Genomic DNA, 25,977 nt, shown 5'->3' on the forward strand with positions numbered 1-25,977 from the left:
GGGGGGTGGGGAGGTGGGGAGACAGTTTGTAACAAGTCTTTCCCTGTGTTCCTAATTTTCTTTGGGGGGGTGGGGAGGTGGGGAGACAGTTTGTAACAAGTCTTTCCCTGTGTTCCTAATTTTCTTTGTTCTCGTGTCTTCTTTTTAATGCCCAATGCCCTCTTGAGCCAATGATTGTTAGCTTTCTTGTTTTAGATTACAAGATCGTGGAGTAAGTCTGAAAGTCTCAGAACATAAAAATGAGCTTTTTAAGCATTTATTTCCCATTCAAGACTCTTAAGATTTAGTTAAAACCTGCCCCCTTATCTCCCCATCTCCCCATCTCCCCATCTCCCCATCTCCCCATCTCCCCATCTCCCCATCTCCCCATCTCCCCATCTCCTCACTTTAATTTATCTATCTAATGAAATACATTGTGTATTCTAATGGTAAAAAAATTGTGCAAACAATTGTGACTATAGTTAGTGACGTTAAGTAGGTAGAATGTTATTTGTTTGCCGCTCTAGTATAAAAGCAGGTGTATCCAGCGCGTGAAGCTATTTGTATACCATACTCCGGAATTGACTCCCACCGATAAAGCGCCAGAATGTGCGATCGCTGTCGATGTCTTGCGAGCCACTAGCACGATAGCGACTGTTTTGGCTGCTGGAGGCGAAGCTGTACAAGTATTCAGCGATTTAGATCGATTAATCGCAGTTAGCGAAGAATGGCCTCCCGAAAAACGTCTGCGGGCTGGAGAACGCGGTGGCGCTAAAGTAGAGGGCTTTGAGTTAGGAAACTCTCCCTTAGACTGTACATCAGAATTGGTGCAGGGGCGTCGATTATTTATTAGTACTACAAATGGCACTCGTGCTTTACAACGGGTACAAGACTCGCCAAATGTATTAGCCGCAGCCTTAATCAACCGAGCAGCAGTGGTGCAATTCGTTATAGAAAAGCAACCAGAGACAGTGTGGATTGTCGGCTCAGGTTGGGAAGGCAGTTTTTCTTTAGAGGATACAGTTTGTGCAGGTGCGATCGCCCACAGTATTTTAGAGAAAACTCACTTGTCACCAGAAGAACTAGCTGGTAACGATGAAGTAATTAGTGCGATCGCTCTTTTCTCTCAATGGCAAAATAACTTATTAGGATTATTCCACCAAGCTAGTCACGGTCAACGCCTATTGCGTCTCCACTGTCAAGAAGATTTAAAATATTGTTCCCAAACAGATGTTTTAGATGTCTTGCCAATACAACAAGAAATAGGAGTTTTGAAAAGGGGATAGGGTATTGGGTATAGCCCTTTCAAGGTGAGCAAAAATTTCGCTCGCAAAATTCCTTTTTTATCTCTTAACTCTGTGTTTTCTACGTCTTGAGTGGTTGGATAAATTACTTTTAAACCGCAGAGGCACAGAGAGCGCAGAGACAAAAACAGAAATTTTACGAGTCACCTTGAAAGGGCTAGTCCTAGAATAGACTTCTTGCAAAAGTGGGGAAAAGGGTAAGGGGTAAAGGGGAAAGGGCAAATAAAAACCCTTTTTCCTTTAACATGAGTCCCTTTCCCCCCTCTTGCAAAAATTACTTTTGCACTCTTACTCCATGAGCTGCGCTCACAAGGAACAATGAAAATGATCTTGGAAGGATTTTGCGTTGTTTCAGCCTCTATTTTCAAGGCAGATCTAATATTTAATATTCTCTTTTAAATGTCGAATTTTCTACTGTATGGTGTAACCACCATCAACAGTTAGGGAGTGTCCAGTAACAAACGAAGCTCCGTCTGAACAGAGCCACACCACAGCTTCAGCAACTTCTTCCGGCTCACCAATACGCCCCAATGGATGTTTTGCCATCATCTGTTCTTTGGCTTCTTGGCTATTACCGAGGAACGGGTTACTGCTGAGAAAACGGTTTAGCATTGCGGTTTCGATAGAACCAGGAGACACAGCATTGATTCGGATGCCGGATTTAGCATACTCTAAAGCTGCTGATTTCGTCATTCCTAAGACGCCATGTTTGCTGGCAGCATAAATAGAAGAAGCAGGCATACCTACCAGTCCAGATATTGAGGAGGTATTGACAATAGTGCCACCACTTTGCCGAAGCATCTGCTGAATCTCATATTTCATAGATAACCATAAACCTTTAAGATTGATGTTGATAATAGACTCAAACTCCTCCTCTGTCTGCTCAATGAGCGTTTTGATTGGCCCCTCAACAGCCGCATTATTGAAGGCGATATCCAGACGACCATAAGTTTCCACTGTTTTGTTAACTAATGCCTCTACCTCTGTCGCTTTTGACACATCAGTTTTAACAAACAAAGCTTCGCTGTCTATCTTTTTAATTAACTGTATAGTTTCCTCGCCCTCTAAGCTCCGCCGACTCGCGACAACAACTTTAGCCCCTTCTTTAGCAAAAGCTAGTGCTGTAGCTCGACCAATTCCAGAGCTACCACCAGTTATCAAAGCTACTTTATCTGCAAGTCTTCTCATCTTAAAATAAACCCCTTTATTTACGCCACGCTGTACTAGTATCTGAGAAAATTTCTTGCAACATCTTATTCAGACAAACAAAGCTATTTTTCGTTCCGCGCTCAACATCTTCAATTGTTTCGTACTCGACCGTCCAATACCCTTGGTAGCCAGAGTTTAGTAGCTCCTGGAGAATTGGTTTCCAAAAGATTTCTCCCTCGCCAAAAGCACAGTATTCTGTGCCACCATTGTTCCACCGAACATCCTTCCAATGACTATAGTTCACCCATGGAAGGACATAGCGTAGCGCTATTAAAGGATCTACGCCTTCCTTCAAAAAGTTTGCTGGATCAAAATTCACTCCAACAGCAGGACTTTTTATACCTTCCATGATTTTTGCTGTCAGTTGGCCATTAACTGTCAGTCCTCCATGATTTTCAATTGCCAGCTTAATCTCATGTTCTTCCGCATAACTTCCAGCACAGTTGAAGGCGTAATGGAGGCGCTTCAAAAGTTCTGAGGAAAGATTCTCATTTGCATTACCACCAGTAAAAACTCGAACGACCTTTGCTCCTAAGCGTTTGGCGATATCTACATAACGTTTAACCTTCTGAATCTGCTCTTCCAAATCCGATGCATCCACCACAGTGAAGTCGTTATCGGCTGCTATGCAAATGACATGCACTCCAAATTCATCAGCCCAATGAGCAACCTGATTAACTGCCTCGTCACTGCAACTATCAAGTAGATGTTTAGGTGTTCTGCGATCTACATTGACTTCTACCGATTCTATACCTAAGTTAGCTACTATACGGAAGTATTCTGGGATTTCTAACTTTCTAAAACCCCATGCTGCACATGCAAATTTCTGTTGTTTGTTATTAGTATCAGACATCACGTACCCTTACACTACCAGTACTGTGTATTAAGTCAAAGATGTTATCTTCTGTGAAGACTTACCTTGGTCAAAGCCCAATAATACAGCGAGAAACCCTATTCATGAGATTCGATATTAAATTCTTCAAAGTTCACAGGAAAGCCGTTCCCATTTGGTGAGGCACACATAATCCCCACACTCACAGTCTCAACTAATGTCAAATAAGCCATTCTAAACATGGTATAGTTCTCTCTCTCTAGAGAGTAGAAAACTTGCAAGGCTGACCCTCGTCGATTCACACGCATCCAAATCGCAGCAGGGTTGTCTAGCATAGGAACAAGGGACACGTCTGAGTAATCATGCGTAACTACAGCAATAACATGCTGCACGTTGTCAATCAATTCAATCCCACACTTCAACCAATTCGTTTCATCTAAACGCACCATCAGTCCTGCTTGATCGTATTGCTCCTTATACTCGCCACTAATTTTTACTTGAGCAGTAAAATCTCCACTAACTTGTTTGCAATAGAAGTGTCCATTATCCCTAATATAGCCGTGGAAGGTCTTGCGCCAGAAATCAGTGTTTTGACTTGACGTAATTTTGATAGTGCCATCTTGGATATTCCAAGTTTGTGGTTTATTATACCACTTCATGACAGTTATCTCCATAAGAAAAAAGAATTACTTGTTCATCCAATTTATCTTTAATTTGTCACAAATATTTTTTAAATTGGTATTCATTATGAATGTTTATATAGTCAAACCTGGGTAAGTTTTATGGATAATCATTGTTTGTGTCTTGTTCAAAATTGAATGAGATTTAAATAGATCGGTGTAAATATTTGTAGTTAGAATGAGGCAGGAAGCAGAACTGAAGAGGGTTTTAGGCTAGTTAATTTTTATTTATATAGTTGAGTTTAATTTTCCCCACCTATTTATTTACTCAATTGAATGATAATTATTAGTTTTTTTAGTAGCCTCTTTACTCAAATCTTAAATGGTGACAGAATGTTAAAATGCACAAGTAGCAGCAAGTATCAATTTCAAGGCTTGCAATATTATTACTACTATGACGGCATCGAACGTAAATAACACATCCAATACAGAGAATACCCGGTATTTTTATGCCCAAGGTATTGTATTGATGATAATTACAGCTTTCATCTGGGCTTCTACATTTGTGGCGATCAAAGAAATAGTTAGTAACGTTTCGCCAATGATACAAGTCGCAATTCGTTTTACCCTCGGTACCATAGCTTTTGCCTTATTCGCTCATAATCTAAATATCCGCTTGGTACGTGACGGGATAATTGTTGGACTTTTCATGTTTGGTTCCGTTACAAGTGAAACGATTGGGCTTAAGACACTTCAAGCTAATCAAGCAACATTTGTCTATGGTCTGATCGTGTCTTTGGTAACACTTTTCGAGCTAGTATTCCGCCGTCGTCTGTCTATCGTATCGTTACTGGCAGCTGTACTTGCTTCCACTGGAATCCTAATTATAGGCTGGGAAAACGGTCCGCCTCCCATAGGGGAATTTTGGCTGTTCCTTTGTGCTTTCTTCAGCGCAGGTTTCATGATAGCAGTTGAGATACTTGGGCAAGATCACCCACCTCTATCATTCAGCATGGTTCAGCTCTCGACCATAGCATTACTATCTTGGTTGTGGGCTGCGCCTGAAGTCATTGGACAATTTGAGGCAATCAGTGAGACTGTCACGAACTTCACAAATTTAAGTGTTCTCCTCTACCTTGGCATCATTGGTACTGCGATCGTCATATGGATACAGATATTAGCATTACGCCGAATTACAGCTTTTGAAGCTGTGCTCATACAAGCACTGGAACCAATTTTTGGGACAATTCTCGCGTTTTTGTTACTTGGCGAAACTTTCGGAACTAATGGTTTTATTGGTGCAGGAATGGTTCTAGTAGCAATGTTCATAGCTGTGAGCCAGAAAAAACCACAGGAAAGTAACGAATCGATACCACAAGTTACAGAAGAACACTCCCCTGAAAAAATAAGCACTGAGTTGAACCCACTTGTAATAGAGCCGCAGTCTACAGAACTCAGCCCGGAGTGAGTGCATAAGTTAGGTTGCAGAATGAAACCAACCTATATAAATAACTTGGAAAAAACAAAAATATGGTTAATCATCAAGAGAAATTGGATGTCTTTTCCACAGTCAGCAATGAAGTTTTGCGGGAAATAGATCGGGAATATCTTTCGTGGGGAGACACTGTCCATTATCAGGATAGGCCAATCTTCGTCAAAGGTTGCAAAGGAGGATTTATTTTTGATGACGAAGGTAACACTTACCTTGATACTGGAATGTGGCACTCAAGCTGTAACTTCGGGTATCGCAATCCAGAAATTGAATCAGAGGTTTTCAAACAACTCAATACTCTCCCCCAAGCTTGTGGTGACTTCTTGCATCGTGAGAAATTATTAGTAGCCAAAATGGTAGTTGATGCCATTTATGAAAGAACAGGATTAAAAGGTCGAGTCTCGTTTAACGTTGGCGGCTCGCTTGTGGTAGAAGATGCATTGAAAATAGTTCGTAAAAATACTGGAAAGAATCGGGTCGCTGTGATGATGGGTGCTTACCACGGTCGTTCCCTTGGGACACTAGGTCTTTCGAGTAGCCACCGATATCGACAACATTACAACGAGTTTCCAGACCGAGCGATTATGTTTCCCTTTGCCAATTGCTCCCAGTGTTTCTATGAAAAGAAAAGAGAAACCTGCGATTTGTACTGCGCCAAAATGATTGGCAAGGCTTTTGACAATGAATATTATGGCATCGCTAGTGAGACCAGCTCAGAAATAGGTGCTATTGTCGTAGAGCCTTGTCAGGGACGAGGCTACACTATTCCACCAAAGGATTTTTATCAGGATTTTATCGGCGAATTACAACAGCGCGGGATTCTGGTTATAGCAGACGAAATTCAAGTTGGTATGTACCGTACAGGAAAGTTGTTCGGCTTTGAGCATTTTGATTTTGTGCCAGATATTATCACCTTGAGTAAGTCGTTTACTAATGGTCTGAGTCCAGTGAGCTTAGTGTGGGCGAGAGCAGATTTAGTAGACCCAGAAGTCTTTACTCCCGGACACGCTCACAGCAACTTTGCGAATCACCCTCTAGGAACTGTTGCAGCCTTGGCATCATGGCGGTATATGCTAGCACAGGACTATGAAACATCAGTGCCAGAAAAGGGTGCATACTTTCTAGAAAAGCTGCAACAACTGCAAGCGCGTTATCCCTTCGTCTACAGCGTGGATGGGTTAGGACTGTTGCTGAACATGGTTTTTGCAGACGAACAGGGCATACCGTACCGTAATTCTGCCCAAATAGCAGCAGCGATCGCACAAGACAACGACTTTACATCTGAGGGAAAAAGCTGGCGGATGGTCTTGCAAACAGGAGGATACGACCTCAACACCCTCAAGTTTGCTCCCTACCTGGACATTACCTATTCAGAAATTGACCTCACAATTGCAGTCCTCGATCAAGTGCTTCAAAAGCTTGGAGCGAAACTTTCTCCAACTTCAGTGGTATTAGGAGGTGTCAGATGAAAGCTGCATTTCTATGCGGGCCAAATCAAGTAGAAGTACGCGAAGTCAGCGCACCGACTCATGCTCAAGAGGGAGAAGTGATTGCAAATATAGAATTTGTCGGAGTTTGTAAGACAGATCAACAACTCACAGCAGTAGGTTTAGACTCCGAACTTATTCTAGGCCATGAGGTCGTCTGTCAGCTACCTGATGAACAAGGCTATTTTGCCCTGAATAACGAGATTTCCTGCGGTCAATGTAGCTATTGCCAAGAAGGACTCACCAGTCACTGTCAAAATTTACAAGAACTGGGTGTGAATCAGCACGGGGGATATACTGAAAAAATTAGCGTGCCCCGTAATTCTTTACACAAATTTGAATTTCGTAATCCTGCACTGGGAGTACTCATCGAGCCTTTGAGTTGCGCGGTTCGAGGAGTAGGACGAATTCTGGCTGCTGCCAATTGGTTGTCAGTTTCACGACCAACAATCTTGGTGATTGGGGGTGGACTTTCAGGCGCTTTGATCGGTTACCTGCTGACTCATTCTCCCGACTTCAATGGGGAAATCAGGCTCTACGATATCACTAAAATGCCGCTCCCTTGGGCACAGAAACTGGGAATTGAGCGGGTAGAGGAACCAGAAGCAGACAAAGCGCATTTGGTTATCGAGTGTTCTGGTTCCCCAAGCGGTCTTGCGACAGCGCTGCGTGTAGTACGCAAAGCAGGTGTTGTGTGTATTTATGGTGTACCCAAAGCAGGAATTTCCTTACCTGTTTCTCCACATGAACTTTTTATGCGGGAGATTGCAGTACTGACATCCTTCGCAGGTGCGACAGACAAAACCATGAAAAGTGCGATCGCGCACATTAAAAGCGACGAAGCATTTTTTGAACAATTGCTAGGTAGAGTCATTCCTTTGGAGAAACTTCCTGAAGAATTGACGAATTGGAGTCCGCAACCAGGTACGCGTACTGTTGTTGATATGGGCATTTGAAGGAGGTTTTGATGCTAGACGGGGCCGTCATTCTCGACATAGACGGTTTAATGATTATCATTTTTAATAAATGTATATTTTATTCGCTGGAAGTCGCTTAACCAAAGCCTATTGCCCTATGCCCAATCTTTAAGCATTTGCCGGAGTTCTTGTCGCCAATGGGGGGGATATTTTCCTAGAAGTGCCGAAATTTTGCCACAAGCAAGGACGGAATAGGCAGGGCGACGGGCGGGTGTGGGATATTCGGGGGTTGTAATGGGGACAATATTTTCAACCTTCAAGGGAAATCCTAGCTGTTGGGCTTCTTCAAAAATTGCAATGGCGAAGTCATACCAGCTAGCAACGCCGCTATTTGTGTAGTGGTATGTGCCTGCAATATCTGAATTTAAATGAGGAATGATTTCGGCTATGACTGCGGCTATATCTTTTGCCCAAGTGGGGCTACCAATTTGATCGGCGACGATACGTAATTCTGGACGTTCTGCACCCAGCCGTAGCATGGTTTTAACAAAATTACTTTTGCCAAAGTTTCCATAAACCCAAGCTGTGCGGAGGATGAGGTGATTGGTGCAATTTTCTCGAATTGCTTGTTCTCCTGTGAGTTTGGTTTTTCCATAAACACTCAAGGGGTTTGTGGCATCGGTTTCTTGATATGGCCGACAGCCGTTACCATCAAAAACGTAATCGGTGGAAATATGAATTAAGAAAGCTCCCAATTTTTGGCTTTCTTCGGCGAGAATCAAAGGCGCAGTGCCATTAATAGCGGTGGCTAGTTCTGGTTCGGTTTCGGCTTTGTCTACGGCGGTATAAGCAGCAGCGTTAATGATAATTTGCGGTTGCTTCGATTTGATAATGTTACGCAGAGTATCAGGTTCGGTAAGGTCTACTGTTGGGCGTGCCACTGAGATAACATTGCCGTAAGATGGCAGAATTTGTTGCAATTCTTGACCGACTTGACCGTTGCTACCAATTAGCAGAATTGATTTAGTCATTAGTTATTAGTCATTAGTTATTAGGCATTGTATTTAATCAAAGATTTCGGCAGTTTTTAAAGATTTACCAGCTTCATCTTTAGCTGATAAAATCGGTGGGGCACTCAAAGGCCAGTCTATAGCTATATCTGGATCGTTCCAGAGGATTGTACGATCGCCTTGGGGTGCGTAGTAATCTGTAGTTTTATATAGCACTTCGGCTGTTTCTGAAAGTACGAGAAAACCGTGAGCAAAGCCTATTGGTATCCAAAGTAGGCGTTTGTTCTCAGCACTAAGTTCATAACCCACCCATTTACCAAATGTGGGGGAACTTTTTCTAATATCTACGGCTACGTCAAATATGGTACCTGCAATCACGCGAACCAGTTTACCTTGTGGTTGTTGGATTTGGTAATGCAATCCACGCAAGACGTTTTGTTTTGAGAAAGAATGGTTGTCTTGGACAAAGTTGGCACTCACACCAGTTTCTTGAGTAAATTTTTGCTGGTTATAAGCTTCAAAAAAGAAACCGCGATCGTCTGCAAATACTTTAGGTTCGATTTGTATAACTTCAGGTATTTTGGTATGTGTAATGCTCATTGATTTCAATCCCAAATCCAAAATTTAAAATGCAAAATAGAGTAAATCACGTGAGTTCAATTTGACAATCATCACCAATTAGGAATCGTAAAGCTTTTGGGCGACGGGGTGCAATAGTCAATTGGGCGCGTTGTCCAATGACACTATCGATAATGCGCTGATGGATGCCAGCAATTTTCGCACCTTCTAAAATTACGCTGTGTTCTAAATCTGTATCAATGAGTGTGGCATTGTTGGCAATGCTACTATAAGGGCCGATGAAGCAGTTTTCTAAATGACAATTGTTGCCAATGATTACTGGGCCGCGAATTGTGCAATTAATAACTTGAGATTTTGCACCGATTTTCACTCGCCCAATAATCTGACTTTGGGCATCGACTTCAGCGAGATTTGATGGTGTCAAATAGGTGTCAAGAACTAAACGATTAGCTTCTAATAAGTCATCTTTTTTACCAGTATCTAGCCACCAACCTTGGAGTTTATGTGCAACAACCTGTTTTTGTTGATTAATTAGATACTGGATGGCATCAGTGATTTCCAGTTCGCCTCTAGCAGAAGGTTGGATATTAGCGATCGCATCAAAAATGATGTGAGAAAAGAAATAAACCCCCACCAATGCGAGATTTGAAGGCGGAATTTTCGGTTTTTCAATTAGCTGCAATACCTTTCCTCCATCGTCAACCTCAGCCACACCAAAGGCGCTAGGATTGGCAACAGGACGCAAGAGAATTAAAGCATCAGGCTGTTGTTGGCTAAATTGTTGCAAAAAGTACTTTAAGTCGCCTAATTGAATTAGGTTGTCGCCCAAGTACATTACAAAGGGAGAATCCTTCAAAAACGGACGGGCGATTTGGACAGCGTGAGCAAGTCCAGCTGGCTGTTCTTGTAGTATGTAGGTAATCTTGGCTCCGAAGAATTCACCATTTCCAGTTTTTGCTTGGACTTCCGCACCAGTTTCCGGGCTGATAATGATGCCAATATCAGTAATACCAGCAGCAACCATCTCTTCAATGCCGTACCATAAAACAGGTTTATTAGCGACTGGTACCAGTTGTTTTGCTCCACTGTAGGTGAGAGGACGCAGACGTGTGCCTTTACCACCAGAGAGAATTAATGCTTTCATAAGGGTTAGTCATTGGTCATTGGGCATTGGGCATGGGGCATGGGGCATGGGGCATGGGGCATTGGGCATTGGGCATGGGGTATTGGGGATGGGAAGAGGACAAGGTAGACAAGGTAGCAATCTTTCTCTCCGAAGTTCTGATGGTCGGAAACCTCCGCTCAGACTTCTCTCCTTGTCTCCCTTGTCTCCCCCATCTCCCCATCTCCCCATCTCCCTTGTCTCCTTGTCTCCCTCCTCCCCCTCATCTCCCCAGTCCCCGCCTTATTCAACGGTAATATTCTACACGTAGCGGGCTAATACTTCGGCGGTGGCTTGTCCGGTTTTTTGCCAACTGAATTGTTGGGAGCGGATAATTCCCTGGTTAGAAAGGCGCGATCGCAATGTCGAGTCAATGGCGATCGCTTCCATCGCCTCTGTAATTTCTCTGGTGTTGTAGGGGTTAATTAGAATCGCCGCATCCCCAGCTACTTCTGGTAGGGAGGAAAGATTGGAGGTAATTACTGGAGTACCACAAGCCATTGCTTCCAGGACTGGTAAACCAAAACCTTCCCAAAGACTAGGGAAAACAAGGGCGATGGCTTGATTGATAATTTTGGGCAATTCGCTGTAAGGAACGTAGTCAAGGAATTTTACTTGATGGCTGATGCCTAGTTGAGCAACTTGGGCTTTTAAAGTCGGGGTGTAACGGCCATCGCTTGGCCCTGCTAGCCAGAGTTCATAGTCGCTGTTATTGGGTAGTGCAGCAAAGGCAGCAATTAGTCGATGTAAGTTTTTGTAAGTATTTTGCCGTCCAATGTAGAGAAAATAATTACGGGTGGGGAGATTGAGAACACAAAAGTGAGTGCGATCGTAAGCAAGGGGAATGGGGGTGATTTTGCGATCGGGAATTTGGTAAAAATCGGTAATGTCTTTAGCTGTAGCTTGGGAATTGCAGATTATATGTTGTGCCTGCTTGAGGATTTGGGGAACGTAGTAGCGATGATATGGTGTCAGGGGTGAAAAACTTTTAGGAAAACGCAAGGGAATAAAGTCGTGAACCATCACGACAAAAGAGCAGTTTGTATAAATAGGTGCTTCTGGCAGCAAGGAAAATAAAACCTGAGATTTGAGCTTTTTATAAATTTGCGGTAATTGAAATTGCGTCCAAAAAAGCCGTTTCAAATGACCTTTTAATCCTTGTTCTGGGGTTAGGTCAGAGGGAATTGGATAGCAGTTATAACCAGAAATATTTTGGCAAACTAAGAGTGTGGGATAAAGTTGTTGTAAATGAGGCAACAAATTTAGAGCATAAGTACTGATGCCTGTGGGTCGATTTAACAGAAATGAAAGATTAATTAACAATGTCATTTTTCAGCATAAAAACTTCAAAATTAGAAAAACAAATTTTTCTATTTTTTACAAGCGCCAAATGAGTTAAGTTATTTATTTTGCTTTTTGATGACATAATCACATATACCATAAAATTTTCCTAATCCAGCTTTTGGTTTTATTAAAATTACTAATGTTGACTTGAAAATCTGAAAAATTAATCTGATTGTAAAAATAAATTTATTTGTATGCTTATCCATTGTTAATAGATAACTATAGGTAGCATTTCTAAATTTTTTAAAAATGTTTCTATTAGTAATTGATGATACTTCATGCCAAACTACAAAATTATTATTTATTCCAATTACATGTCCTTGATTTTTATACCTTAAGCAAAAGTCTACATCTTCGTAATAAAGAAAGTAATCAGAGTCAAAATAAGGGCATTCAGAAAAATTATTCAAATTAAGAATTAAACTACAGCCAGAAATCCAATCACAATTTACATAATCAGCATCTATATTTTTTACCTTTTTTTCGGTAATAATGGCACCATTTGTAGGAATAAATCGACCGCCAGCAAACCAAACTTGATTTTTCGGCGTAGAGATAAATGTACCAAGAATTGAAATTTCTGGATGCAACTCAAAAAAAGGCTGAATTTTATCTAAAGTATTTTCTGTGAAATAAGCATCTGGATTAATTATCCAAACATAGGCTTGGGGGTCTTGAATGTAAATCCATTTTAAGCCTAAATTACAAGCACAACCAAAACCTAAATTAGCCCCTGCATCAAAAATCAATACAGATTCAGTTTTGAGGTTATCAATCGAGCGATCGTCTGGAGAGTTATTGATAATAATAACTTTGTAGTCAATATTGCTGGTCTTTTGAATAGAATTAATTAATTTAGAAATTAAATTTTCACAATAGTAATTAACTGTTAAAAAATAAATCACTGTATTTATATTAAGTTGACATTTTTATTAATTTTACCAATTAATAATTATATCATTATTAATATTTTTTTAGCACGCCATCTGTGCAATTAATTTTCAAACTATAGCGTTTACTAGTCTGCTGAGGTACAAATCTCTGCGTACCTTTGCGCTTTACTTTGCGCCCCTCTGCGTTTCAAAATATTATCTGTACCTCACTTAACTGGGAATCGCTATAATATTCATACTCATGTTTAAAAAATCAGATAAGTTCGGCTTTCCTGAATAAAAATATGAATTTATTTCACGCAGAATCTCAGAAAGTAAGAGTTTGAGAAATGAAGTTTTTGACTATCATCAGAAATTCTCTATTCAATCCTCAGTGGTTTTTACAACCAAGTTTTTCCCAACTTTCCTTGAAAGCCATGCAATGTTCCCAGCAAACAAGCCCATATTTTTAGAAATTTTTCTTCAGGGTCATACAGTAAAATTGTGACTATTCTGCGGAGTAAATATTTTATGCGTTTAACACAACTGGTTAATCGATAGAAGCCTTGGGCGTAGCGAGTTTCTAAATAAGTGTGATTTCGATTAATGTAGTAGTTACGTAAGCCAGAGTATTTGTGAACAATTACTTCTCGCTGAAAAAATTTTACTTTAATTGGATTACCAAAATTATGATACATAATCGCTTTCGTAATTATCAGATTACGAAATCCCTGTTTTTGTAGTCTCAGCCCATACTCAAGGTCAATTCCGTCGATAAACAATTCTGCACGAGGAAAACCAACAGTTTTAGCAGCAGCAATAGAAATCAGAGAACCAGAAGTTATGGGAGAGTCGCATTCAAAAAAATCAACATTACTATTATGTTTGCAGCCTATAAAATGGTCTTTTACAAAAACTGCTCCCGATATAATTGTCTCAGTTTTGCGATCGATGGGAGTAGGAGCAATAATCCCAATTTTTTTATCCTGCTCTAAAGATAATTTATTATAATAATTTAACAAAATTTCTAAACAATTGTGGGTCGGCAAACTGTCTTGGTCAAAAGTCCATAAAAAATCGTAACGTTCTTTTATAGCCCATTCCAGCGCTACTACTAAACCTCGACCAATACCAACATTTTCTGGATAATGGTGTATAAAAATAGATACACTATTATCTATTTGTAGTAATTTTTCATCAGAATTATCTACAATAAAAATACTATCTATTGGTATAGATTGAGATTTAATAGCTTGTACACAATCGCTAGCAGCTTGTTTATCTTTATAGACGGTTATGTAAGCTGCCACTTTTACTGTCATTGATTTAAATGTTATGTAACAAACCTATTTATGTATTTTAGACTTTAATACTCTAATTTTGAGGTTGGTGCATCGAGATACTTTTAAAATAGTCTTGATTAATAACCAAAATTTCTAGATGTTTGGGCATGATACATTTCTTCTAATATTTGCCGCAGATCGTACTTATATTCCCATTTTGGATAGTGAGAACGAAACTTTCTGACATCTGAAATGTACCAGATATGATCGCCAGAGCGATTTTCTTCTGTATAAGAATATTTTAGTTTTTTACCGGTGATGTCTTCGCAAATTGAAATTGCTTCTAACATAGAACAATTACTATGTCGAGAACCTCCGATATTATACACTTCGCCACATCTGGGATTTTGATAAAAGTGATAAAAAGCGTTAACTAAATCGTAACTGTGAATATTATCTCTAACTTGTTTGCCTTGATAGCCAAATATGGTGTAAGTGTCACCAGTAATGGTACATTTCATTAAGTAAGCTAGAAAACCATGTAACTGAGCGCCAGAATGGTTAGGGCCAGTTAAGCAACCTCCTCTAAAGCTCACAGTTCTCATGCCGAAGTATTTACCATATTCTTGCACTAAAACGTCTGCGGCAACTTTAGAAACACCAAATAAAGAATGTTTGGAGTTATCAATTGTCATTGATTCGTCAATACCTTCTTGATATTGATGATTTGGTTCAATTTCCCAACGGATTGCTAACTCTTGTAAAGGTAAATAGTTGGGAGTATCGCCATAGACTTTGTTGGTGGAAGTAAATATAAAAATTGCATCTGGGCAATGTTGTCGAGTTGCTTCTAGTAATACTAAAGTCCCGTTAGCATTAACTGTAAAATCTGTATGCGGGTCTTTTGCCGCCCAATCATGAGATGGTTGTGCTGCTGTATGAATAATCAGACAAATATCAGAGGAATATTCTTGAAAGAGGTTTTCAATTGCAGAGCGATCGCGGATATCAATATCATAATGACGATAGCTGTCACCATATTTATCTTCTAAAATGCGACGATTCCACTCTGTTGATGCAGATTCTCCAAAAAACACCGCCCGCATATTATTATCAATACCTACAACATTAAAACCGTTCTGAGCAAAATAATGAACCGATTCGGAACCAATTAGACCAGATGAACCAGTAATTAAAACGGTAGGCATAATATTTGCAATTCCCTCACACTACAATCATTAGTTTAGGATAAAACGGGCTTCAGAATTGTTTCATACTCAAGAATCCAGCGATAAATATCTCTCAGAGTTTGTTCTGGGTTTATCATTGGTTTCCATCCAGTCTTAGAAATTATTTTGGAAGAATCTGTAATATAAATAGGAATATCACCTTGTCTGGCTGTTTGTTCTGATGCAATGGCAATAGATTTTCCAGTAATTTCCTCACATAATTTAGTAGTTTCTAATAGCGATAAACTATTATCAACACCTCCACCAACATTTAAAACATCTCCATCGAGTTCAGAAAAATTTTCTAACTGGTAATCAATAAGGCGTAACAAATCTTCTATATGCAATAAATCTCTAACTTGTTTACCTGTACCGCCATAGCCTATATAACTGAGAGATTTTTCAAAATAGTGTGCAGCTAACCACAAAACAAAAACACCTTGGTCAACTTTACCCATTTGCCAAGGCCCTGTAATTACACCACAACGGTTAACTATTGCCTGAATATTATAGGCTTGTCGATATTCTTCGATGAGCATTTCCGAGGCTAGTTTAGTAGTACCATATAAAGAACGGTAGCTTTGAAGTGGAAATTCCTCTGCAATACCTAAATCAGATACGCCTGGTATTGTTTGTTCTACAGCAATGTTAAAACGGGTTGGTAGTTCTACTAAATTAATTGATTTTAGTGTTTCAATCGGATAAACGCGGCTAGTGGATAGAAACAACAAACGAGCTTGAATTTGTCTAGCTAATTCCAGAACATTGATAGTTCCTACTAAATTAGTTTGCAGGACATATTGAGGAGAATTAAATCCTGCAAGTACAGAAGGTTCAGCAGAACAATCAATAATAGTATCTACATCAAAGGTTCCAGGATCTAAATCGCTAGCGGAACGAATGTCGCCATGAATAAATTCAATTCCTAAATGTTTAAATCTCGGAAGATTTAATTCTGAACCGCGTCGTCGGAGATTATCAAAACATATAATTTGCCACTGAAAATGATGCTTTTTTAAATGAATTGCTAAGGAACTACCAACAAAACCAGCCCCTCCTAAAATTAGAACCTTCTCAGCCATTGGATTTTAACCTTTGATTTGCTAGCAGTTTATTTTTGCTTAAATGATAATCTCCACGCGATAAATGTTTTTCTAGCCAAATGAAGAGGACTATAAACAAATATCGACTCCCCATTTCTTTGAGCTTTAACTTAGAAACTCCTGTGGTTCTATTTCTCCAAGTAATGGGAATAGTTGTATAAGAATAGCCTCTTACTATGGCTTTAAGTGGCATTTCTACAGTTAAATTAAAATGATGAGATACTAATGGAGATATACCTTCAATAACTTCTTTACGATAAATTTTAAATGCATTGGTGGTATCATTAAATTTTAAGCCAAATAAAATTTTAATAAATAAGTTAGCTAAACGATTGACAATTAATTTATGGGTGGGATAATCAATGACTTTGCCTCCTCTAATAAAGCGGGAACCAAAAACACAATCGTATCCTTCTTGCAGTTTATGGTAATAAGATATAATGTCTTCTGGTGCATCCGAACTATCTGCCATAACTACTGCGACAGCATCTTTTGTAAAATTTTCTAAGCCACAGCGAACTGCAAATCCAAAGCCGTTGGGGTAATAATTATTGATGTAACGCAGCTTGCTATTTTCCGAATTTAACTGTTGTAATAATTGTTCTGTGTTATCTTTGCTGTTGTCGTTAACAACTAAAATTTCGTAATCTATAGTTTCTTGTTCCAATACTGTGCTAATAGTCCGAACAGTTTGAACTATGCAGTCTTCTTCGTTGTAGGCTGGAATTACTATTGATAAAGTCTTGATGGATTTTAAAGTCTCCATCGCTCTTGCTTCATTCCCAATCAAGCTAGAATTTTCTAATAGAGCTGGAGCTAATGCTTCTGGATAATATGTTAGTGATTTTTTTTGTTTTGGAGTTTTAAATACAAAGCGATCGCTAATTAAATAATTAATCGATGCGCTCACAAGTGCGCCTATTATAGTATTGATGCCATAGTTAACTTTCAACCAATCCAAAATCGGAAAAATCAAAAAAATTCGAGTAATAACAGCAGCACCCGCAGAAACATGATAAAGAGGAAGCTGCCGTAAAAATACTTCTCTCAGATTCCAAATACCACCAGTCCAAACCCATGTCCGATATACAAAAAAACTAAATATTAAAGAAAGTTCAATTGAAACTACATTGGCAATATTACGCAAAAAAGCTGTATTAAATCCTAGCTTTTCAATAATTAAATAAATCAGTACTAAATTTAACGCTGCTGCTAAACCGCCACCAAGCAGAAACTTTAGTATTTTGGGTTTAAGCATTTTTCTTAGCATTTGAGTCTATCACTCCTTTTATGTTCCCAATCATAAATACAACAGTTTTTAAACTAAATTATTTTTATTCCACCAGTTTTATCTTTGGTTCACCATTCAACTTTATGAACTGTTGACGTTTTCGATCGTAAACCCAAGCCTTAATTACAGTTTCACCTAGTGGTATAGAATTTAGAGAAACATTTGCTTGCCAACCTGATGTATTATAAAGACTTGATTTTAAAGCTGTAGCAACATCAGGTCTTTTTAAATTCACAAGCCCACTAGCAAAAAATAATTGATTATTGCCATAAGACAGCAGAACCAGCGGTGGCTGTTCTTGATGTTCTGGGAGAATAGCCCAGCCAAACAACTTTAAAGTATCGCTCCTATGGAAATTTAAGGGCTGTTGTCCCGTTGGTGGAACATCAATGTAACCATAAACTTTGTCAGCTTGATTAATAAAATTTATATTTTCAGGAAAATTACGAAAATCTAATTTTTTAAGAACTATAGTTAGTTCTCTCATTAAAAATTGATCTGGGAAAATAAAATTTAAACAGTTATCAGGTGATTTACTTATGGATTTATCTATAAAATTTATTATTTCTAAGCAATTTTTACCAGCCTTCCTTTGTATCGAAATATTTTGCGCTTCTACAATACTACTAGTTGAACTATAAATAAAGAGAGATATTAAAAAACTCAAGCATAATCCTGAAACTATATATTTTTTTTTGACTCCAACTTGCCATTTGTAGAAAATCCATAATCCAGACAATTGTAAACAGGATATGACTAATAATATCGAAACAGTTATGTACCTAGATGCAGTAGCTTGCTCAACACCAAAACCAGCTCTACCAACAGTAGTAATTGATGCAAACAAAACGGTAAACCAACCGAATGATAACCAAGGTGCTACTTTATTGGCAAACTCTGATTTTTGATCGACAAAAAACAAAATATTAAAAAATAAAAAAATTGATATTATTATTAGCCCAGTAACTACAGGAGGAAAAGTAGTTTTTAATAATGAAAAACCTATGAGAGTGAAGAAGTATTCAAATGCAATTAATGGATTCTCTAAAACAAAAAATATAGCAGGATGATGAGAAGGTTTTTCATAACCAATATAATAGATTGCAACACAAAAAGTAAAAATTACCATCCATAACAAAATCCTGAGTTGTTTCTGTTTATTTCTTCCTTCAAGGATGTATACTGATGGCAGTATAGCAAGCCAAGATAGTAATCCATGAGCGGACGAAAAGCTAGCAACAAAACAACATATAGATGCAAGTAATAGTCTAATATTTGGAAGTAAGTTTTTCGGTACAGTAAGAATGAAAACTGCTAATATTAAGCAGGTATTGATTAGTAGCCAAGCTATTTGAAAACCCCATAACCAATTTTCATACTGATTTAATGAAAAATATGCAATAGAAATTGTTACATTAAATAAATGAAATAATACTTTATTAGATTGATTCCAATTAGAAGCTGCAATTTTATATAAAATTACAAAATTTAGTAAAGCTAACAAGAAAATAAAGTAAATTTCTAGTTTAATATTCCATTTAGAAGAAAATGCCAGTACTGCAAATATTATCCTTGGAAAAAGTATGCGATGCTCGTTGTGTTGAGAAAAAAAATCGTTGAAATTTGTAGTACCGCTATGAATTTTATCAAAAAAATTTACTAATGCCCAATCATCGCCAAAGGGTAAATTGACACTAAAAGTAGTTACAAACCAGAAAAGTAGAACAGCTGGTAGGGAATATGCAACTACTAAGAGTAACTTTGCTTTTTGAAATGAAACAGGTTTGTTGTACATAATTTTTTCGGTGAAATTTTATTGATTGTAGAATTCAAGTAAGAATCTGCGCTTTTCACCGAATATTTCCGATTGATGATAAGGATGTCTAGGACGGTTCCAGAGGATGTTCATAAAATATGTTGACTCTAGCCTACACTAACGAACAGCTGCTAAAGCAAAGCTCGGTCCATTCGGATGATCTGGAGCATCAAAACTAATTTCAATGTTTTTCAAACCAAAGTACTTGAGGCAAGATAGTATATCATTACGGCTCATCCAATAACTATTGCTTGCATTACCGCCACAGAAACCTGACCACTCCAGCGCTTTTTCATATTCTTGACGATAAAGAATGTGCTTAAAGCCATCATAATTAGTTTGAGAACTACCTGTAAATTTATGTCTCAGCTTTGGATTAGCTGAAATGATATTTTTGTCGTAATAATGAGTCCAAATAAATATTTTATCTGTACACTTAGCTATTAATCCAATCAATTCAGCTGGATTTGTCATATGATATAGTACACCGCTAGCTATGCATACATCAAATTTAGTCTCGGTGTTTCGCAAATATTCTACAAAGTCCCCATATAAAAAACGTGTCTTTTTGAGATCTAATATTTCTTTGATAATTAAACACTTTAAATAAGCACGACTATTAGCTTCTATTGATAAAATTGATGCTGCTTTTAAGGATTCCAACATATAAGTGTGTCCTGCTTCTAATGGGCCCAACTCCAGCACAGTTTTACCTTCAATTCCTCCTAATTGAGTTGCGGCCCAATCAATTCTTGGATCTTCAAACAATGGAATTGAACCTGCTTGAAAATTTGCCAGTGGAGTAGGTAATTTTGATGACCACTCACCTTTAAAAATATCGAGTGCGTTTTGGGGACTGGGCGCAGATTTGATGTATTGATCTAAAATATTCATAGTTTTATAAAATGAACTGAAAAACCAGAAAAATTTATCCTACTTTTTTCAAAATGGCAATAAATTCTATTCCATTCTTTTGAAGCAATTCGATTTCAAAGTTGAAATATTGCTTTCTACAGTAAAGAAGAAATTCTAAAAACTCTACCTGAGTCCATACATGAAAGTGAATACTGTAGTTAATATTCATCAAGTGCTGAACTGATGCTGCAACTTGAGCTTCTGGTACTTTATTGACTAATCTACTCCACTCCTCAAAGTGAGAATTCACAGACCATGCAGGCCCATAAGCATAATCATCAATCAAGTGTTCCAGAGATGTGACCGGGCGCTCGGAGTCAAAGGTGTAACGCATATCTGGCACAGCCATATACAAAATCCCGTTAGGCTTTAGTACTCTCAAATGCTGCTTAATTGTACTGATAGGGTTTTGGCAATGTTCAATCATGTGATTAGCAATCACAAAATCTACTGAAGAGTCGGGTACGGATAATAGATTTTCGCCGTCATCAATAATATCAATTTCTACTAATTCAAATTCTGCGAGTTCTGGATACTGTTTTCTGAGTTCAGCTACAGATATTCTGTCAACATAACGAACCTCAGCATTACTGGGAACTTCTAACGGTGAATGTAGCGCTCCAATCTCAATACCATGACCCGATAAATACTGCGAAGCAATTTGCCTACGCAAACTTTGTTCCGGTGTACTAGCATTGTTAGTTTTTACTTGCAGATCAGGTGTACTAGCATTGTTAGTTTTTTCCTCAACTCGGAGTTCATTTTTATTTATTAAATCCTTTAATTTATACAGCAAATTTTCTAATATGTAACCCATCTATGACATTACTCCTAAAATAATAAAATCTTAAATTTAAAAGTCTATATCCTTATACTAAAGTCTTCGACTTGCCTAGATAAATGTGGACTATAACAAGGATCGTGTTCCATAAATTCTTTCCATTTATTCTGCATATACATTATTTCTTTCATAAATCTAGCTTGTTTTGCAGGTGTATCTTCATGGCCTCTACTCTTAGATTCATAATGATACAGTAGGACGTGCGGTAAGTAGATATTCTTGTAACCTTTTTCAACAAGCTTTAAACAAAAGTCAACATCATTAAATGCCACTTTAAGTTCTTGTTCAAAACCTCCTATAGCTTCAAAAATTTCTCGTCTACACATTAAACAAGCTGCTGTTACAGCGGAATAATTATTTACAGTTAGGATTTGATCGAAGTATCCTGGAGAATCAGCTGGATAATATTTATGACTATGGCCAGCAACTCCTCCAATACCCATAATTACGCCAGCATGTTGAATTGTATTATCTGGATATAATAACAAAGCTCCTACAGCACCTATAGAAGGTCTTTGAGCTTGTTCAACCATTGCATCAATCCAGTCAGGAGTAATTACTTCGATATCATTATTTAAAAATAGTAAATAATCTCCTTTAGCTTGATTAACTGCATAATTATTAATTCGGGAATAATTAAAAGGTATATCTAATCGGTAGCATTTAAATCTATTGAATTCCTTTTGCTTCCATTTGGAGATCACATTAGCTGTATTTTCTTCTTGACTCCCGTTATCTATGAGAATTACTTCATAATTTGGGTAAGTTGTCTTATCAAAAATAGATGTCAGGCATTTGTCTAAAATATCGCCTAAATCTCTTGTAGGGATGATAATGCTAACAAGTTTATAATCTTTGATTGTGTATCTAATAATGTAATGACCAGCACAGTTCCGAGTCGGTGTAACTCGCCCGTCTTCTCCTCGTCTAGCAAGGGCATCTACTAATGCTTTCTCTGCTGCAATGACAGCATAAGGTTTTTGATCCGGTTTACTTGCCGCAGATTGGGGATGAATTCTCCAGTGGTATAATATTTTTGGTATGTGAAATATTTTTGTAGTTTTTTCCGTTAATCTTAAAACTAAATCATAGTCTTGACTTCCCTCATACCCTACCCTAAAACCTCCAATGGCGTTTACTAAATCTCGTCGATATATCCCTAAATGGCAGGTATACATCCGAGATAAAAAAGAGTCAGGACACCAATCTGGTTTAAAGAAAGGATCTTGAAGTTTACGGTTATCATCAATTTTATCTTCATCAGAATAAATCATATCTGCTTCTGGATGCTTATTCAGCAGTAGAGCAGTTTCATACAAAGCATCTGGAGTTAGTAAATCATCGTGATCTAGTAAGGCAATAAATTCGCCTGTTGCTATTTCTATTGCTGAGTTAGAACAACTAGAAATATGGCCATTTTCAGTTCTAAAAATAACTTTTATCCTAGAATCTTTCAAGGAGTAGTCTTCTAAAATTTCTCTAATATAATTATGTGTAGAGTAATCGTCAGCAATACATAACTCCCAACGTGGATACACTTGATTCAATACAGATTCAATAGCTGCTCGGAGATAGACCTCAGGAGTATTGAAAACAGGCATAATCACACTAATAGTCGGCTGATAAGCTAAGAATTTTGCGGTTTCAACCATCTTTTGTAAGGCTGTTTCAGTGGGGTAGTTTTGGTTCAGCCACTTCTGATAATTAAGATCGTTAGTTTGAGGAATACCTGGTAGTGGGATGGTAGATAGTGATAAATCATCAAAGTTTAACTTTGAAGAAGTTTTTTCCCGTAATTTGTTCAAGCAGTAACGGAGTCCCTTTGTTCGGAACACAAACCATAAATTTTTCAGTTTTGACAAAAAATTTATGTAAAATAAACTATTTTCGTCTATTAAACTTGTAGCGCTTTTGAATTTCATCCATAAACTTTTGTCAAACGAGTTCTCATCGTCCAGTGAACCCAAGACATGTCTAAATCTAAACCATATTTTTCGCATCCGCCAAAATTTACTAGTACTCATCGCTATAATTGTGCTCTGCGATCGCTCTAACTGAGCTTGAGTATCTTGTAATTGAAATTGGGAATGTTCTAATTGAGCTTGAGTATCTTGTAATTGAAATTGGGAATGTTCTAATTGAGCTTGAGTATCTTGTAATTGAGATTGAGAATGTTCTAACTGAGCTTGAGTATCTTGTAATTGAGATTGGGAATGTTCTAATTGAGCTTGAGTATCTTGTAATTGAGATTGAGAATGTTCTAACTGAGCTTGAGTATCTTGTAATTGAGATTGAGAATGTTCTAACTGAGCTTGAGTATCTTGTAATTGAAATTGGGAATGTTCTAACTGAGCTTGAGTATCTTGTAATTGAAATTGGGAATGTTCTAACTGAGCTTGAGTATCTTGTAATTGAGATTGTAATTCCTGCAACAGAAGCTGATTTTCCTGTACTTTAGCTTGAGCTTGTTCCAGTTTTATTTGTGTGTCTTGTAGTTGAGATTGCAATTCCCGCGATTCTTCTAATATCTTAGAAGAGTGCTTCTTGATTGCAGGATATTCTGCTTCTATACTGCAAGGTTCTGCCCGAATAATAAACTGTAAAGTTTCGGCATCTCGATCTTCTTCAATTTGTTTAATAGTATCACTGTTGAATTCTTCTCTATTATTCTTAGGTATTAAAGGATTATCTGAAAAAATTCCTATTTGTGTTTGGTCAACAATGTTTACTAAATATCCTGGTCTTTCAAATAATTCCTCAATTGTTTTTCTGGTAAAAAACCTTAAATGAGTGTTATCTAAAATTCCTAATTCTGTATATTCAAATCTACCTTGTAGTAAAGATAAGCGAATTGCACCGTGAGCAATATTTGGGATAGAAGCAATTACATATCCATCTTTTTTTAAGATCTGCTTTGTGTCTTCCAAAATTTTCCAAGGGTTTCGCAGATGTTCCAAAACATCTCCAAATACTGCTACATCAAACTCATGGCTAGGTAAAATTTCTGTAACAGAAACAAAATCCAAGTCTGCAACTATTACCTCTTTACAGTATTGTTCGGCAAGTTTGGCAGCATTTGGGTTTATGTCTACTCCTGTGACAATACACCCTTTCTTATTGAGTAACTTAGCAAAGTAACCAGTCGCACACCCAAAGTCTACTACTCGCTGATTGTCTGCAATGAGGTTGAACATTTTCGTTAAACTGTGGTTTTGATCCAAACCTTCTTCTGCGAGGGTTTCAACTAAGGGGTAATCTTTTGACCAATCTTTATTCATAATTACTAAGAGTCTAGTGATATTTACATTAATTAAACTTGTGTTGCTATTCTTGGTAAGACTTCTTTGTTTACTTCAACAACCATCGGTTGAGCTACTAAAGCATGAATGTGCTTTCCAGTCTCTGGGGGCAAAATTTGAAAAACCATGATATTATCAATCCAGTCAAAGCTAAGAGCTTCATAGCTTTCAGAACCAGCAACTGTTAAGCTATAAGAACTAGGTCTAAGAGGTAAATTAAATTTAAATTTAATTTCTATTTCTTCTCCTGGTTCTAATTCTCCTATTTTTATATTTTCTTCTAAAGTATTACTACCAATTACTTCATTTCCATTTTTATCGCATATATAAAAGCCCACAATACAACTTTTTAGGGAAAAATAAACTTTCAAATTCACAATTAAGGTTACTTGTTCATCAAATGCAAGAATGGGATTTTCGCCAGCATATTCACCCAAATGATTAAGGATTTTTACGCTTTCTATTCTGGCTTTTCCACTTCCTCTGCGTGTTGCCTTGCTGAAACTTGAACTTAGAGATGAAATATCGCTATTTTGAGGGTTTGAAGCTTGTGTTTCTTTATTTACAACGGTATTTACTTGTTTTTGGGAATTAACCTCAACTTCTTGTGCTAAACCTAATTCAAGTTCTGTAACTAGTTTTAAATATTCAATTACAACCGCATTTGGCAATCCTGTGGTATGTACTTTCCCGTCATGAATCATGATCGCTGAATTGCACAATGTTTTGATTGCGCCGGCATCGTGGGAAACAAATAATGTTGTCACTCCAGAGTCCATCATCGCACGCATTTGCCGCATACAACGATGTTGAAATACAATATCTCCAACAGCAAGTGCTTCGTCAACAATTAAAATCTCTGGATCTACATTGACTGCTACAGCAAATGCCAAGCGTACATACATACCACTAGAATAAGTTTTAACGGGTTGTTCGATGAAATCGCCGATATCGGCAAAAGCAGCAATATCATCAAATCTGTCTTCGATTTGTTTTTGACTCAATCCTAACAATCGTCCGTTAAAAAAGACATTTTGTCTTCCAGTAAACTCTGGGTTAAAACCACTTCCTAATTCTAATAAAGCAGAAACTCGGCCATCGACTCGCACATCACCAGTTGAAGGGGTGAGAGTTCCCACTATAATTTGTAACAATGTACTTTTTCCAGAACCGTTGCGTCCAATTACTCCAACAGTCTGTCCTTTGGGAATCTCTATGTTGATATCCCGAAGTGCCCAAAATTCATCTGTTCTACTCTTGCCGGGTAGCAAAACTTCTTTGAGCCTATCGACAGGGCGGCTGTAGCGTTTGAAACACTTGGAGACATTCTTAAGGGAAATAGCAATTTCTTCACCCATACTTTTGCCGTCAATCCTCAAAACCCACACACTAA

General features: G+C 38.0%; 22 protein-coding genes. 4 read left to right on the forward strand and 18 right to left on the reverse strand.

Going from position 1 to position 25,977, the window contains the following annotated elements:
- The first annotated feature begins 530 nt into the window (after positions 1 to 530).
- A complete protein-coding gene (locus VF06_RS25300; RefSeq protein WP_099068531.1) occupies positions 531 to 1,265 on the forward strand; it encodes a 2-phosphosulfolactate phosphatase family protein in 735 nt (244 codons plus the stop codon).
- Positions 1,266 to 1,694: 429 nt separating this feature from the next.
- Here VF06_RS25300 and VF06_RS25305 read toward each other — a convergent pair whose 3' ends face one another.
- The 3 genes from VF06_RS25305 to VF06_RS25315 all read right to left on the reverse strand — a co-directional run bounded on the left by VF06_RS25305 (position 1,695) and on the right by VF06_RS25315 (position 3,983).
- On the reverse strand, positions 1,695 to 2,471 hold the full coding sequence (locus VF06_RS25305) for an SDR family oxidoreductase (RefSeq protein ID WP_099068532.1): 777 nt from the start codon (positions 2,469 to 2,471) through the stop codon (positions 1,695 to 1,697).
- Between the two features lie 16 nt (positions 2,472 to 2,487).
- Entirely contained in the window at positions 2,488 to 3,345 is an 858-nt protein-coding gene (locus VF06_RS25310; RefSeq protein WP_099068533.1) for a sugar phosphate isomerase/epimerase family protein, read from the reverse strand.
- Between the two features lie 98 nt (positions 3,346 to 3,443).
- Positions 3,444 to 3,983, reverse strand: coding sequence for a DUF1349 domain-containing protein (locus VF06_RS25315; RefSeq protein ID WP_180267354.1), 540 nt, complete (start codon positions 3,981 to 3,983; stop codon positions 3,444 to 3,446).
- A gap of 415 nt (positions 3,984 to 4,398) precedes the next feature.
- Here VF06_RS25315 and VF06_RS25320 point away from each other — a divergent pair, with 415 nt between their 5' ends.
- From VF06_RS25320 to VF06_RS25330, 3 genes are all read left to right on the forward strand, one after another.
- Positions 4,399 to 5,412: a DMT family transporter gene (locus VF06_RS25320; protein WP_099068534.1), complete on the forward strand. Its 1,014-nt coding sequence runs from the start codon at positions 4,399 to 4,401 to the stop codon at positions 5,410 to 5,412.
- 62 nt (positions 5,413 to 5,474) lie between these two features.
- Positions 5,475 to 6,905 (forward strand): aspartate aminotransferase family protein, encoded by a 1,431-nt coding sequence (locus VF06_RS25325; protein WP_099068535.1) that lies wholly within the window; start codon positions 5,475 to 5,477, stop codon positions 6,903 to 6,905.
- Positions 6,902 to 7,879 (forward strand): zinc-binding dehydrogenase, encoded by a 978-nt coding sequence (locus VF06_RS25330; RefSeq protein ID WP_099068536.1) that lies wholly within the window; start codon positions 6,902 to 6,904, stop codon positions 7,877 to 7,879. The genes VF06_RS25325 and VF06_RS25330 overlap by 4 nt, the downstream gene beginning before the upstream one ends.
- Before the next feature lie 116 nt (positions 7,880 to 7,995).
- On the opposite strand, the gene rfbD is transcribed toward VF06_RS25330, so the two are convergent.
- From rfbD to VF06_RS25405, 15 genes are all read right to left on the reverse strand, one after another.
- Complete coding sequence (gene rfbD / locus VF06_RS25335) at positions 7,996 to 8,871, reverse strand: dTDP-4-dehydrorhamnose reductase (protein WP_099068537.1); 876 nt, start codon at positions 8,869 to 8,871, stop codon at positions 7,996 to 7,998.
- Positions 8,872 to 8,904: 33 nt separating this feature from the next.
- Positions 8,905 to 9,450: a dTDP-4-dehydrorhamnose 3,5-epimerase gene (rfbC, locus tag VF06_RS25340; RefSeq protein WP_099068538.1), complete on the reverse strand. Its 546-nt coding sequence runs from the start codon at positions 9,448 to 9,450 to the stop codon at positions 8,905 to 8,907.
- Positions 9,451 to 9,496: 46 nt separating this feature from the next.
- Positions 9,497 to 10,573, reverse strand: coding sequence for a glucose-1-phosphate thymidylyltransferase (locus VF06_RS25345; protein WP_099068539.1), 1,077 nt, complete (start codon positions 10,571 to 10,573; stop codon positions 9,497 to 9,499).
- A 16-nt stretch (positions 10,574 to 10,589) separates the two neighbouring features.
- Entirely contained in the window at positions 10,590 to 10,775 is a 186-nt protein-coding gene (locus VF06_RS41240; protein WP_180267937.1) for a hypothetical protein, read from the reverse strand.
- A gap of 77 nt (positions 10,776 to 10,852) precedes the next feature.
- The gene (locus VF06_RS25355) at positions 10,853 to 11,920 is read right to left on the reverse strand and encodes a glycosyltransferase family 4 protein (protein WP_099068541.1); all 1,068 of its coding nucleotides are present in this window, start codon (positions 11,918 to 11,920) and stop codon (positions 10,853 to 10,855) included.
- Positions 11,921 to 11,991: 71 nt separating this feature from the next.
- Positions 11,992 to 12,840, reverse strand: a complete 849-nt coding sequence (locus tag VF06_RS25360; RefSeq protein WP_099068542.1) for a glycosyltransferase — start codon at positions 12,838 to 12,840, stop codon at positions 11,992 to 11,994.
- A gap of 368 nt (positions 12,841 to 13,208) precedes the next feature.
- Positions 13,209 to 14,129, reverse strand: coding sequence for a glycosyltransferase family 2 protein (locus tag VF06_RS25365; RefSeq protein WP_099068543.1), 921 nt, complete (start codon positions 14,127 to 14,129; stop codon positions 13,209 to 13,211).
- A 98-nt stretch (positions 14,130 to 14,227) separates the two neighbouring features.
- Complete coding sequence (locus tag VF06_RS25370) at positions 14,228 to 15,298, reverse strand: NAD-dependent epimerase/dehydratase family protein (protein ID WP_099068544.1); 1,071 nt, start codon at positions 15,296 to 15,298, stop codon at positions 14,228 to 14,230.
- A gap of 35 nt (positions 15,299 to 15,333) precedes the next feature.
- Positions 15,334 to 16,401 (reverse strand): NAD-dependent epimerase/dehydratase family protein, encoded by a 1,068-nt coding sequence (locus tag VF06_RS25375; protein ID WP_099068545.1) that lies wholly within the window; start codon positions 16,399 to 16,401, stop codon positions 15,334 to 15,336.
- Positions 16,394 to 17,680 (reverse strand): glycosyltransferase, encoded by a 1,287-nt coding sequence (locus tag VF06_RS25380; protein WP_218963804.1) that lies wholly within the window; start codon positions 17,678 to 17,680, stop codon positions 16,394 to 16,396. Before VF06_RS25380 ends, VF06_RS25375 begins: the two co-directional genes overlap by 8 nt.
- Before the next feature lie 76 nt (positions 17,681 to 17,756).
- Entirely contained in the window at positions 17,757 to 19,508 is a 1,752-nt protein-coding gene (locus tag VF06_RS25385) for a glycosyltransferase family protein (protein ID WP_099068547.1), read from the reverse strand.
- 138 nt (positions 19,509 to 19,646) lie between these two features.
- The gene (locus tag VF06_RS25390) at positions 19,647 to 20,423 is read right to left on the reverse strand and encodes a class I SAM-dependent methyltransferase (protein ID WP_099068548.1); all 777 of its coding nucleotides are present in this window, start codon (positions 20,421 to 20,423) and stop codon (positions 19,647 to 19,649) included.
- Between the two features lie 34 nt (positions 20,424 to 20,457).
- Complete coding sequence (locus tag VF06_RS25395; RefSeq protein WP_099068549.1) at positions 20,458 to 21,261, reverse strand: methyltransferase domain-containing protein; 804 nt, start codon at positions 21,259 to 21,261, stop codon at positions 20,458 to 20,460.
- A 44-nt stretch (positions 21,262 to 21,305) separates the two neighbouring features.
- Complete coding sequence (locus tag VF06_RS42925) at positions 21,306 to 24,563, reverse strand: glycosyltransferase (protein WP_099068550.1); 3,258 nt, start codon at positions 24,561 to 24,563, stop codon at positions 21,306 to 21,308.
- A gap of 32 nt (positions 24,564 to 24,595) precedes the next feature.
- On the reverse strand, positions 24,596 to 25,942 hold the full coding sequence (locus VF06_RS25405; RefSeq protein ID WP_099068551.1) for an ABC transporter ATP-binding protein: 1,347 nt from the start codon (positions 25,940 to 25,942) through the stop codon (positions 24,596 to 24,598).
- Between the last annotated feature and the right edge of the window lie 35 nt (positions 25,943 to 25,977).

The sequence above is a fragment of the Nostoc linckia z4 genome, assembly GCF_002608075.1.
Taxonomy (GTDB): Bacteria; Cyanobacteriota; Cyanobacteriia; order Cyanobacteriales; family Nostocaceae; genus Nostoc; species Nostoc linckia.